Here is a 12,283-nt window from a genome sequence, read left to right on the forward strand (position 1 = left end):
ATCTCTATGGCTATCGTACAAAACAAATCGCAGAAGCTGCGGCTGGCAGCCACTCATCTGCTGCTGCTGGGCTTTATCGCGCTGATTATGTATCCGCTGCTGATGGTACTGGCGATTTCGTTGCGTCCCGGCAACTACTCGATTGGCAGTCTGCTGCCGGAACAGGTCTCATGGGATCACTGGAAACTGGCGCTGGGATTTGTCATTACCCATGAAAACGGCAGCGTCACGCCACCGCCCTTCCCGGTGCTGTTATGGCTGTGGAACTCGGTAAAAGTGGCGGCGATAACCGCGACTGGCATTGTGGCGCTGTCCACCACCTGCGCCTATGCCTTTGCCCGCATGCGCTTTCGCGGCAAAGCCAGCTTATTGAAGGGGATGTTGATTTTTCAGATGTTCCCGGCGGTGCTGTCGCTGGTTGCCCTTTACGCGCTATTTGATCGTCTGGGCCAATATATTCCGTTTATCGGACTGAATACCCATGCCGGACTGGTGTTTGCCTATCTGGGCGGCATCGCGCTGCATGTGTGGACGATTAAAGGCTATTTCGAAACCATCGACGGTTCGCTGGAAGAAGCGGCGGCGCTGGATGGCGCCACTCCATGGCAGGCATTTCGCCTGATCCTGCTGCCGCTTTCGGTGCCGATTCTGGCGGTGGTGTTTATTCTGTCTTTTATTGCGGCAGTCACCGAAGTACCGGTGGCATCGCTGCTGTTGCGTGACGTAAACAGCTATACGCTGGCGGTCGGCATGCAGCAATATCTCAATCCGCAAAACTATCTGTGGGGCGATTTTGCCGCCGCGGCGGTGCTCTCAGCGATGCCGATTACCGTGGTGTTCCTGCTGGCACAGCGCTGGCTGGTCAGCGGGCTCACCGCTGGCGGCGTAAAAGGTTAGATTCGTTTGGTATTTGCCACTGCTAATGTTGTACCTGTGTCTTTGGCGGCCCTCAGGGCCGCCATTTTTTATTCGCGTTTCAGGCGGTTGCTGTTCGCCAGCCACAGCGTGGCGACCAGGATCAGAATCGCCGCCGAATAGGCCAGGGTATCGAACGGGTTTTTATGATCGACAATTATCAGGCGGATAATCGCGGTGATGCCGATATAGATAAAATAGCGCAGCGGAAAGTGATAGCCCGACTGAAAGTACTTCACAATCAGCGCAATAAATTCGAAGTAAAGGAAGTAAATCACAATGCCTTCAATCAGCAGATAGGATGATGCCTGTTCGCCGGTGTTCAGCAGCACGTTGGCTAAGTGAATGGTTTCCTTACCTAAAAAAATAATTAAGATTACGGCCAACACCAGCAGGCCGATGTTCAATACCATCTGTAGCGCGGTCGCAATACGCGTTCCGGTAATCATGCTCACACCCTCAACAATTATTGTTATCCGTCGGCACAGGCCGATGGCATCAATATGCTTTAGTGTGACGAAGATCACAAGATATGCTGATAATGGACCGGTAAGAAAAAGGGCGACGAGAACGCCGCCCCTACGCCGGTCTGATGCAGGGGCGGCGTTCTCGCCGCCCATATTGATGATTTGCACCGGTTGTAATGACGGCGTTCTCGCCGCCCGGTGGTTATTAACGGAAGTTAATATCGCGATCGCTGGTCATATCATACAGCTGATATTTGCGGCCCAGCATCTGACCGCCATCACGGGTCAACGGCGTCCAGTTAATCTGCGCACGACCACGTACCGGCCTGACGCTAAACAGATCCATTGGAATCGAGACATAGAAGCCTTTGGTAAAGCTGCCTTCGCCGTACTCATCCGCTGAAACGTTGGTCATCGTCGCGTAAGCGCCGACGGTCACGCCGCTGTCGAACTGTTTAGAGATATCAACCGTGCCGCCTTTATCCTGCGCCAGATACTGACCGATACTCATTTTTACCAGTACGCCATCCATAAAGCCCGGCTTCCAGTAACCGGTCAGATGGCCGGTTTTTGCGGTGTAGTCAGTGAAGTTCATCATGTTGTCCCAGTCACGCTGCTTCACGTAGTTGGCATCAACACCCACTGCCCAGTTGGAGTCCACCGGACGGTAGATCACTTCAGCACCGCCACCGCCATACATGGTTTCCAGATAGCCGCCATAGACCTGACCATAGAAGCCATTACCCAGATACTGGAAGTAGTTGGCCTGCAGATTGTTCACATAGGCGTCATTCTGCACATACTCACGAATACGGGTACGTACGCGCGGCAGCGTGGAGTCGAGCGGCGGGTTGGTGTAGGTAAACTTGTCGTAGTTATTGATCGCGTTAACAAACACGCCGCCATCCAGCACCAGATGATTCGTCAGCCAGTAATCAACATTACCGGTCACCCCCAGCTGGTACATATAGAAGTTTTCTGCACCGCCCAGTGACTGGTTAAGCACCGGCGCCATGCTGAAGTTCAGGCTGCCTTTCTCGATATAGTAGCCCTGCTCGGTTTTACCCGGATCGACCGGGTTGATACGCTGCTGATCGAGCGGTTTTTCATGGCCCAGCGGGTAACCTTCCAGCTGCTGACGCAGGCTGTCGACTTTGGTTTCGGTGGTGACCTGTGGCATGCCGTAACGGGTCTGCGTCACGTCCAGCGTATCGATATTGGCTGGCAGGTTATTCATCAGAATAACGTTGGCGCGATCCACCCCTTCCTGGGTATCACGATACTTGTACTGCTCGCCGGTAACATACAGCGTTTTGCCTTTGACCTGCATATTGGGCGCATCAAGACCGGCATTGTATTTCAGGTCGCCAAGCTGGCTTCCGGCCACGGTGCCCTGCAGGAATTCTGACTGCGGCTGCGGACGATACGCTGGCTTCGGACTGTCGATATGTGACTGGCGCATATCGTTAAAGTTATTGCGCAGCGTAAAGCCGAACATATAAGTATTGCCGCGCTCGTAGCTGAGGTTGATATCCGCCCAGTCGGTAATACGGTAGACCGCGCCGAGGTTGATTTTGCTGTCCTGCTTCAGCCGGCCAGCAAAATCACCCACATAGTCGTTACCTTCATACTCCATTTTCAGGCGCAGCGGCTGCCACGGCGTCTGGTACTCAACACCGCCAAACAGTGCTGACGGACCATGGAACATCTGGCCGCCATTAATCGAACCGGAGGTATTGCTGTTGCTGCGGGTACAGTATTTATCACTGGCTTCACAGAACGGGTTTTTCAGCGTGCCGCTGTTGCCGAGATAGCCCCAGCCGACACCGAGGGTGAAGTCGAGCGGCCCCCAGGCTTTGCTGGCGACGAGAAATTCACTGTCAAACAGGCCGGAACCGCCAAGGTCGCGCGCGCCCAGCGACACTTCAGGCAACCAGAAGTTTTCCTCCCACAAACGCAGTTTCACATCGAAGGCTTTATCTTTATAGCTCTGGTTGCCACTGAAGGATTCCACGGTACTGTAAAGACGGGTACGCACATCGGTGTAGCGGATGGTGGTTTCCAGCCATGGGAACAGCTGAACCGATGCCGAGTAGAAACGGTACTGATCGTTGTCGCGATAGTTCAGGCTGAACTCACCGTCCTTCGCCATACGTGCCGTCGGCACCTGCATCAGTCCCACACCACCCATATCTGACTGTGATGGCCCAACCGGTTCAGGATAGCTTGCCGCCTGTGCCTGACAGGCGCAGGCGACTGACAGGGATAAGAAGCTGAGAAGATAACGTTTTTTCATCAGTCAGGGATCCGGTGCGTCAAAACAGAAATAATTTGCTGGTTCAGATCTTCGTATTCGCCAGGCAATGACCAGGAAGAGAAACCGAGATAAATCGTCGAACCGGGTTCGACTTCAATATGACGGTGATTCCAGTAGGCAATCGGCACTTCACGCACTTCACCCGATGGCGCAATCACCACCGCAAAATTGCGCTCGCCACCCGCCAGACGGTCATGCCCGTCGAGGTAATCGCGGGTTGCCGCTCCTGGCTGCCAGCTGACTTTGCCGCTGCCGCTGACTGTGCCGAACAGCGTCACTGAATTGGGTTTTGCCAGGGTATAGACATCGTATTCCCCTGACAGACGGCGATTTTCTATCGGCCTTAGTCGTACCCAATCCGGATCGAGATTAGCGAACTGGCGTCCGGTGACTTTCACCGCCGCCAGTTGCTGAATGACGTTAGCGATTGCCGCGGCTTTATCGCCATCACTTTCGGCGCGATAAGCGTTCAGGCGTGCAATCAGTTGCTGATACTGCTGTTCCGCTGCGGCAGTCGCCAGCTTTTCGGCAATCACCGTACCGGGCCACCAGGTTTTACCGGTCAGCGCCGGGCTGGCGACCAGCTGCGATAAATTGGCGGCGTGGCTGACAATCGCCATCTCGGCCTGCCCCGGATAATGCACTGTCACCTGGCTATCAGCAGCAGCACAGAGCGGCAGGCAGGAGATAATCCCTGCGAGGAGTAATGTTATTTTTTTCATGATTTCGCGGGCTTCAAGATAGTGGTTTCAACAGGAATGTAGTCAGCACCTAACGCCTGTTGCGTCTGGCGAACCTGACCAGTAATGGCATCAATCCAGAAGATATTTTCCCACGACTTACCGCTATGGGTCATTTCGACCTCTTCACGGTAAACACGGCAGGCAACCTGACGTCCGGCCAGCTCCAGCACCTGATCTTTTTCACGGCTGAAGTGGGAGACTGCCGTGCCCGAACGCAGTTGTTGGTTCTCGGTCCAGCTTAGGGTACGCGTCCAGCGGTCACCATCGGCAAGCGCTAAGCCCTTCGCCAGCGGATCCTGCTGCAGGTTATTGATGTCGACGAGGTTGTCGGATAATCCGAGGGTTTTCACCACTCGCCCTTTGCGGGTAACCAGCATCGCCTGATCCTGGGTAATCCATTTCTGCTCGCCCTCTTCGTCATAGCCCAGCACCACGAAAATACGCTGACCGTTATCGATGCGCAGATACATACTGGCATAAGGAACTGAACGTACTCTGTCAGTGGTTACGGTTACGTCATCAAGCCCGGTTACAGCAATTTTGACGGTCTCCCCAATGCCCCGTTGGGTTTGGGTACAAGCCTGAAGCAGCAGGCAGAGAAGCAGCAATGGAATATGGCGCACCTGTGTGTCCCTGAACGAATTCCGACAAAGTCAAAAAATAACCACACGGCTGTGTGGTTATGCTTAATTTAACCAACTTAACGAGTTGTGCCCGTCGTGGTTGTGGTTGTTGTACCGGTATTTGAACCGTCACCGCCGCCAGAGGCGGCTAAAGCGACACCCACCAACGCGCCAATCGCACCAATACCGACAGCCGTAGATGCACCCGCGGACAGAGCGCCCGCTTCAGCACCGGCTGCTTCACCTGCATCACCTGGCGCAGCAAAAGCGGCGGAGGCAGCAGCGAAGTACATTATGGCTGCAGTAGCACATAAGACTTTTTTCATAACAAACATTCCCTTCATTAGATGAATGGATAACTTGCCCGGATGGATTCTGGGCCACTCCAGTATAGGGCAACCAATTACCAGAAATCAGGGGGGAGAGTGGGGGCAAAACAGCAGGTTAGCGCGGGCTGATATGGCAGCAAAACAGCAATTATTAACAATTTGACACCAGTCATTAGAATTTAACGACAGTTAATTACAAAAACAAACAAAATGTCAGCATAATCATCTGATTTGTCGTTTTTAACTGAGGTTTATGCCAGAAACGCGCAGAAAAGCAGGATGAGTGATAATTGTAGCTAACAATCAATCGTTTACGACGTAATGTATCGCAAAAGCGTACCAGGCAAGCATAGAGCGATTCAGAATAATCTTGCGATAATTTAGGACGCAGAGAGAGTTTTTCAGAATAAACTCAGTCCATATTTGGCTTTTTTGCCAATGTAATAGCTAAAAAATGTGCTGGGGATCGCAAATGAGCGTCAGAAAATGCGCAGGGAAAAATGATAAGGGCCAGCAAAAACTGGCCCTCAGACTGGCTTAACGCCAGGATTTATAGCGGTTAATCAAACCGTTAGTGGAACTGTCATGACTGCTGACCGCTTCAGCGCCACCCAGCTCCGGCAAAATACGGTTTGCCAGCTGTTTACCCAGCTCAACGCCCCACTGATCAAAGGTGAAGATGTTGAGAATTGCCCCCTGGGTAAAGATTTTGTGCTCATACAGTGCAATTAACGCCCCAAGGCTGAATGGGGTGATATCACGCAGCAGGATGGAGTTAGTCGGACGGTTGCCTTCAAACACTTTGAATGGCGCAACATGTTCAACCGACTGCGCATCTTTGCCGGCATCTGCAAACTCTTTTTCCACCACTTCACGCGACTTACCAAACGCCAGCGCTTCAGTCTGGGCAAAGAAGTTCGACAGCAACTTGGCATGATGGTCGCTAAGTGGATTGTGGCTACTCGCCGGAGCGATAAAGTCACACGGGATCAGCTTGGTGCCCTGGTGAATCAGCTGATAAAACGCGTGCTGACCATTGGTGCCCGGCTCGCCCCAGATAATCGGACCGGTCTGGTAGCTGACCGGCGCACCGTTGCGATCAACATACTTACCGTTGGACTCCATATTTCCCTGCTGGAAATAGGCGGCAAAGCGATGCATATACTGGTCGTACGGCAGAATCGCTTCGGTTTCGGCGCCGAAGAAGTTGTTGTACCAGATGCCGATTAATGCCAGCAACACCGGCAGGTTTTTCTCCGCTGGCGTCTCAGCGAAGTGTTTATCCATCGCATGCGCACCGCTCAGCAGCTGCTCAAAGTTGTCATAGCCGACAGAGAGGATAATCGACAGACCAATCGCTGACCACAGCGAGTAACGGCCGCCGACCCAGTCCCAGAATTCAAACATATTGGCGGTATCAATGCCGAACTCACCGACGGCTTTACCGTTGGTGGAGAGCGCGGCAAAGTGCTTCGCCACATGTGCGCTGTCGCCCGCAGTCGCCAGGAACCAGTCGCGCGCGCTGTGGGCGTTGGTCATGGTTTCCTGCGTGGTAAAGGTTTTTGACGCCACCAGGAACAAGGTGGTTTCCGGATCGACATTTTTCAGCGTTTCAGCAATATGCGTGCCGTCAACGTTGGAGACAAAGTGCATATTCAGGTGGTTTTTATACGGACGCAACGCTTCGGTGACCATAAACGGCCCGAGGTCGGAACCACCAATACCGATATTCACCACATCCGTAATCGGTTTGCCGGTATAACCTTTCCAGTCGCCGCTGATAATGCGTGCAGAGAAGGCTTTCATCTTCGCCAGCACCGCATTCACTTCCGGCATCACATCTTTGCCATCCACCAGAATTGGGGTGTTGCTGCGGTTGCGCAGCGCAACATGCAGTACCGCGCGCTCTTCGGTGCGGTTGATCTTTTCACCGGCAAACATCGATTTAATCGCGCCCTGCAGATCGGTCTCAGTGGCTAATGCCTGCAGCTTGTCGAGAGTTTCACTGGTAATGCGGTTTTTTGAGAAATCCACCAGCATCTGATCATTAAAGGTGGCAGAGAATTTCGCAAAACGATCGCCATCACTGGCAAACAGATCGGCGATTTGAACATCTTTCATCTGTTCAAAATGCTGCTGCAGTGCCTGCCAGGCAGCGGTTTGTGTCGGATTGATATTTTTCATAGCAACACTCTTTTTATGTAAGAACCGTAATTCAGACCGGACGCCATCTTACCTGCTGATGGAGATTGGCTCCCCTTTTCCTGCAACAGGTCACGGCTATCATCCCGCTTTGCGGTGATGATCCGCACACAGCGTTTCAGTATGAACACTCTTGTCGTCGAAAGGAAAAAAATTTGTGGCGCTATCTTGCCGCAGCAGAAGCGGATGCGCATTGTGCTGCGTCAAAGCGCCAAAATGAAAATTGATCACCCGTCAGACGTTGACAGCGAAGCCAGAAACCGGGATATTTCACGCACTACTTGCGCACCCGTGCGCAAGCCAGAAGAGGCGCGTCGCCCAGGTAGTGTGTCGGAGGAACCGTATCCGATGAAGACACATAAGGGGGTGCGACGCCGAGGTATCACGCATGCGGAGTGCGCTATATCGACCGCAGGGGCTGAATCCTCTGGGTTGTCACCAGGATCTGTCCGCCATTCGGACGATCGGCAAGGTGGGGCGCTTCTGGGTGTATCGTAGTCAATCTTTTCTACGTCTGCCCCGTTTCCCGCTCTTCCCTTGTGCCAAGGCTGAAAATTTATCCTGACACGAGGCAGTGAATGTAATGTCCCAATCTGATCTTATCGTGGCCAAATTTGGCGGCACCAGCGTTGCCGATTTTACGGCCATGAACCGCAGCGCCGATGTAGTGCTGTCCGACGCCAGGGTGCGTCTGGTGGTCCTCTCCGCCTCCGCTGGCGTCACTAACCTGCTGGTTTCACTGTCTGAAAGTCTGCCACCGCAACAGCGCGCGCATCAGCTGGATGAAATTCGCCGTATTCAGTACGCCATTATCGACCACCTGCAACAACCTGCCGTGATCCGTGACGAGATCGATCGCATGATCGAGAATATCACCATGCTGTCGGAAGCCGCCGCGCTGGCGACCTCAACCGCCCTGACCGACGAACTGGTCAGCCATGGCGAGCTGATGTCGAGCCTGCTGTTTGTTGAAGTGCTGCGCGAGCGCAATGTCGCTGCCGAGTGGTTTGACGTACGCAAAGTGATGCGCACTAACGACCGTTTTGGCCGCGCCGAGCCGAATGTCACCCTGCTGTCAGAACTGACTCTCAGCCAGCTGCAACCGCGCATTGAAAAGGCGCTGATTGTCACTCAGGGCTTTATCGGCAGTGAAAGCCAGGGCCGCACCACCACGCTCGGCCGTGGCGGCAGCGACTATACCGCCGCCCTGCTGGGTGAAGCTCTGCATGCCGGACGTATTGATATCTGGACTGATGTGCCGGGGATCTACACCACCGATCCACGCGTGGTGCCAGCGGCCAAACGCATCGATGAGATCACCTTTGAAGAAGCGGCGGAAATGGCCACCTTCGGCGCGAAAGTACTGCATCCGGCAACCCTGTTGCCCGCGGTGCGCAGCGATATTCCGGTGTTTGTCGGCTCCAGTAAAGATCCTTCGGCCGGTGGCACCATGGTGTGCAACCAGAGCAGCAACCCACCGCTGTTCCGCGCGCTGGCGCTGCGTCGTAAGCAGACCCTGCTGACGCTGCACAGCCTGAATATGCTGCACGCACGCGGTTTTCTCGCCGAAGTGTTTAATATCCTGGCGCGTCACAATATGTCGGTGGATTTGATCACCACCTCCGAAGTGAGCGTGGCGCTGACGCTGGATACCACCGGCTCCACCTCCTCCGGTGACGGGCTGCTCACCCAGGCGCTGCTGACCGAACTCTCTTCGCTGTGCCGGGTGGAAGTGGAAGAGAATCTGGCGCTGGTGGCGATTATCGGCAACAAGCTGTCGCAGGCGTGTGGCGTCGGTAAAGAGGTGTTTGGCGTGCTGGAGCCGTTTAACCTGCGTCTGATCTGTTACGGCGCCAGCAGCTATAACCTCTGCTTCCTGGTGCCGGGCAACGATGCGGAACAGGTGGTGCGCACGCTGCATCAGAATTTGTTCGAATAAATTTTTCCTCTGGTGCAGCGGCCTGACTGCTGCGCCAGTACAATTCCCTGCCATTATAATAAAAGGATCTTTGGCTATGCTTGCCAAAATTACTCGTCTGTTCCCGCTGTGGGCAGTCCTGCTCTCTGTTGCTGCTTACTACTCCCCTGGTACTTTTCTCGCCATTGGCCCATGGGTCAGCTGGCTACTGATGCTGATTATGTTCGGTATGGGCGTCACGCTAAATATCGGTGACTTTAAGCGCGTACTGACTCGTCCGGCGCCGGTGATTGCCGGTACTTTTCTGCACTATCTGGTGATGCCGCTGGCGGCATGGGCGCTGGCTAAACTGTTCCATATGCCGCCGGACCTCTCTGCCGGTATGATTCTGGTGGGCAGCGTAGCCAGTGGCACCGCATCTAACGTGATGATCTACCTGGCGAAAGGCGATGTGGCGTTATCAGTGACCATCTCTTCGGTATCAGCGCTGGTGGGGGTGGTTGCCACGCCGCTGCTGACGCGTTTCTACGTCGACACCCATATCGAGGTGGATGTGGTTGGCATGCTGCTGAGTATCGTAAAAATCGTGCTGATCCCGATTACCCTCGGCCTGATTATTCATCACTCAATGAATGGTCTGGTGAAGCGCGTTGAGCCGTATCTGCCAGCATTTTCGATGGTCTGTATTCTGCTGATTATCAGTGCGGTAGTCGCCGGAAGTCAGGGCTTTATCGGCTCGGTGGGCCTGGTGGTGATTGCGGCGGTGATGCTGCATAACGCCATTGGTCTGCTCGGCGGTTACTGGGGGGGCAAGCTGTTTGGCTTTGATGAGTCCACCTGCCGTACGCTGGCGCTGGAAGTGGGTATGCAGAACTCCGGCCTCGCCGCGACGCTCGGCAAACTCTACTTCTCGCCGCTGGCGGCACTGCCTGGCGCGCTGTTCTCGGTATGGCATAACCTTTCTGGTTCACTGCTGGCAGGTTACTGGTCCGGTAAGCCGATAAAGAAGAAGTAATATCAGTGGTATACAACGGGAGCCGATAACGGCTCCCCTACAAAATCCGCAGGGGCGGCGTTCTCGCCGCCCGCGCCGATGATGGCTACGGCTACTCCTCATCCCGATCATCATCCGGCTGCTCCAGCACACCGTACGCCACCGCGCAGAACAGCGAATTCAGACGCTTCATATCGCCCAGTAAACCTAAATGCAACGAACTGGTTTCGATACTCTGCACATTCTGCTGATGCAGACGATCAACATGGGCATGGGAATAACGCCGGTTAGTAATGCGGAACCGATGCTTCGAACGGCGTAACCGCCTGGCGCTGGTGATATCGCGCGATAAAAAGACCGACAGCGCCAGCCGCAGATTATTCAGCAACTGTTCCTGCAACGTTTCCAGCTCCTGTAAACCCTCCGCCGAGAAGGGCCGTTTTGTCGCCAGCGATTTATCCGCCACATCGCCACTCATGCGCTCAATAATGTCACCCGCCTGCTCAAGGTTGAGCGCCATCTCAATAATTTCCGCCCAGCGCCGCGAATCCTCTTCCGCCAGATCCTCTTTTGGCATCTGCGCCAGATAGAGTTTGATTGCGGTATACAGCACATCGACATCATCATCCAGCCGTCGCACCTCGCGCTCTTCGCGCGGCGCCCCGTGGATCACCTTATTAAAACTGCCCATCATCTGTTCCAGCACATCGCCCATGCGCAGGGTTTCGCGCGCGGCATTGGCCAGCGCTAACGCCGGGGTGTCCAGCGCGCTGGTGTCCAGATGTTTGGGTTTCAGACGCAGATCGGTTTCCGGCTCGTCGCGGATTAAGCGCTGGCACAGCCGCGCCATCGGTTCAGCGAACGGCACCATCACCACGCAGCGGATCAGGTTGTAGAACACATGGAAAAAGATCACCAGCTCTTCATCATTGACCGGCAGTTTATCCAGAAGTGGCGCCAGCACATGGATAAACGGCAGCACCGCCAGACAGCCAATAAATTTAAACAGCAGGCTACCCAGCGCTACGCGTTTGCCATCGGCATTGGAGCCGCTGTTATTCAGCATCGCCAGCAGGCCACTGCCAAGATTGGCGCCAACCACCAGGCAGAGCGCCACCTGGAACGAGATCACCCCGGTCGCCGTCAGCGTAGCGGTAATCAGCACCGCAGCCAGACTGGAGTAACTGATAATCGCGAACACTGCGCCAATCAGCGCATCCAGCATAATATCGCCGGTCAGTGAGGAGAAAATCACCTGGACGCCGGACGCCTCAGTGATTGGACGGGCTGCCGAGACAATCAGCTGCAACGCCAGCAGTATCAGGCCCAGCCCGATACTGACGCGACCCAGTTGTCCGGCGCGCGACTGCTTACGGCCAAGGAAAAATACCACGCCAAAAAAGATAAACAGCGGCGACAGCCACGAGAGATCGAAGGTCAGAAGACGCGCCATCAGCGCCGTACCGACGTCAGCGCCCAGCACTACCACCAGCGCAGGCGTCAGGCCCACCAGCTGTTGCGCGACAAATGAAGTGACCAGCAAAGTCGTGGCGTTACTGCTCTGCACCAGCGCGGTGACGCCAATACCGGCGAGAAACGCCATCGGTTTTTTTTCAATACTGCGGCTTAACACGCGGCGCAAATCAGCGCCATAGACGCGCATAATGCCGGTGCGCACGATATGCGTGCCCCATACCAGCAGGGCAATAGCGGAAAGTAGATTAAGCAGGGTCAGCAATACAAGGTTCTCCTTTTACGTCAGGCTTAATACTCCA

The 12,283-nt window shown here is 54.6% G+C and carries 10 protein-coding genes and 1 riboswitch; of the genes, 3 read left to right on the forward strand and 7 right to left on the reverse strand.

The genetic code is table 11. The features are described 5' to 3' along the window. Positions 1–6: 6 nt before the first annotated feature. On the forward strand, positions 7–897 hold the full coding sequence (gene malG / locus N5923_RS14355) for a maltose ABC transporter permease MalG (RefSeq protein ID WP_267142027.1): 891 nt from the start codon (positions 7–9) through the stop codon (positions 895–897). A 68-nt stretch (positions 898–965) separates the two neighbouring features. On the opposite strand, the gene psiE is transcribed toward malG, so the two are convergent. From psiE to pgi, 6 genes are all read right to left on the reverse strand, one after another. After that, positions 966–1,364 (reverse strand): phosphate-starvation-inducible protein PsiE, encoded by a 399-nt coding sequence (gene psiE, locus N5923_RS14360; protein WP_267142028.1) that lies wholly within the window; start codon positions 1,362–1,364, stop codon positions 966–968. A 223-nt stretch (positions 1,365–1,587) separates the two neighbouring features. Then, the gene (locus tag N5923_RS14365) at positions 1,588–3,678 is read right to left on the reverse strand and encodes a YjbH domain-containing protein (RefSeq protein ID WP_267142029.1); all 2,091 of its coding nucleotides are present in this window, start codon (positions 3,676–3,678) and stop codon (positions 1,588–1,590) included. Beyond that, positions 3,678–4,421, reverse strand: a complete 744-nt coding sequence (locus N5923_RS14370) for a capsule biosynthesis GfcC D2 domain-containing protein (RefSeq protein ID WP_267142030.1) — start codon at positions 4,419–4,421, stop codon at positions 3,678–3,680. Before N5923_RS14370 ends, N5923_RS14365 begins: the two co-directional genes overlap by 1 nt. Then, entirely contained in the window at positions 4,418–5,065 is a 648-nt protein-coding gene (locus N5923_RS14375; protein ID WP_267142031.1) for a YjbF family lipoprotein, read from the reverse strand. Before N5923_RS14375 ends, N5923_RS14370 begins: the two co-directional genes overlap by 4 nt. A 77-nt stretch (positions 5,066–5,142) precedes the next feature. Continuing rightward, positions 5,143–5,391, reverse strand: a complete 249-nt coding sequence (gene yjbE, locus N5923_RS14380; protein ID WP_267142032.1) for an exopolysaccharide production protein YjbE — start codon at positions 5,389–5,391, stop codon at positions 5,143–5,145. A 540-nt stretch (positions 5,392–5,931) separates the two neighbouring features. Then, positions 5,932–7,578, reverse strand: a complete 1,647-nt coding sequence (gene pgi, locus N5923_RS14385; protein WP_267142033.1) for a glucose-6-phosphate isomerase — start codon at positions 7,576–7,578, stop codon at positions 5,932–5,934. 314 nt (positions 7,579–7,892) lie between these two features. After that, a riboswitch (Lysine riboswitch) is annotated at positions 7,893–8,087 on the forward strand. 92 nt (positions 8,088–8,179) lie between these two features. On the opposite strand from pgi, the gene lysC reads away from it, so the two are divergent. Together lysC and panS are read left to right on the forward strand one after the other, a co-directional pair. Continuing rightward, the gene (gene lysC / locus N5923_RS14390; RefSeq protein WP_267142034.1) at positions 8,180–9,535 is read left to right on the forward strand and encodes a lysine-sensitive aspartokinase 3; all 1,356 of its coding nucleotides are present in this window, start codon (positions 8,180–8,182) and stop codon (positions 9,533–9,535) included. Between the two features lie 76 nt (positions 9,536–9,611). Further along, complete coding sequence (panS, locus tag N5923_RS14395) at positions 9,612–10,529, forward strand: ketopantoate/pantoate/pantothenate transporter PanS (RefSeq protein WP_267142035.1); 918 nt, start codon at positions 9,612–9,614, stop codon at positions 10,527–10,529. A 91-nt stretch (positions 10,530–10,620) separates the two neighbouring features. Here panS and N5923_RS14400 read toward each other — a convergent pair whose 3' ends face one another. Then, entirely contained in the window at positions 10,621–12,246 is a 1,626-nt protein-coding gene (locus tag N5923_RS14400; protein ID WP_267142036.1) for a Na/Pi cotransporter family protein, read from the reverse strand. Positions 12,247–12,283 lie beyond the last annotated feature (37 nt).

It is taken from the genome of Winslowiella arboricola (assembly GCF_025527015.1).
Lineage (GTDB): Bacteria > Pseudomonadota > Gammaproteobacteria > Enterobacterales > Enterobacteriaceae > Erwinia > Erwinia arboricola.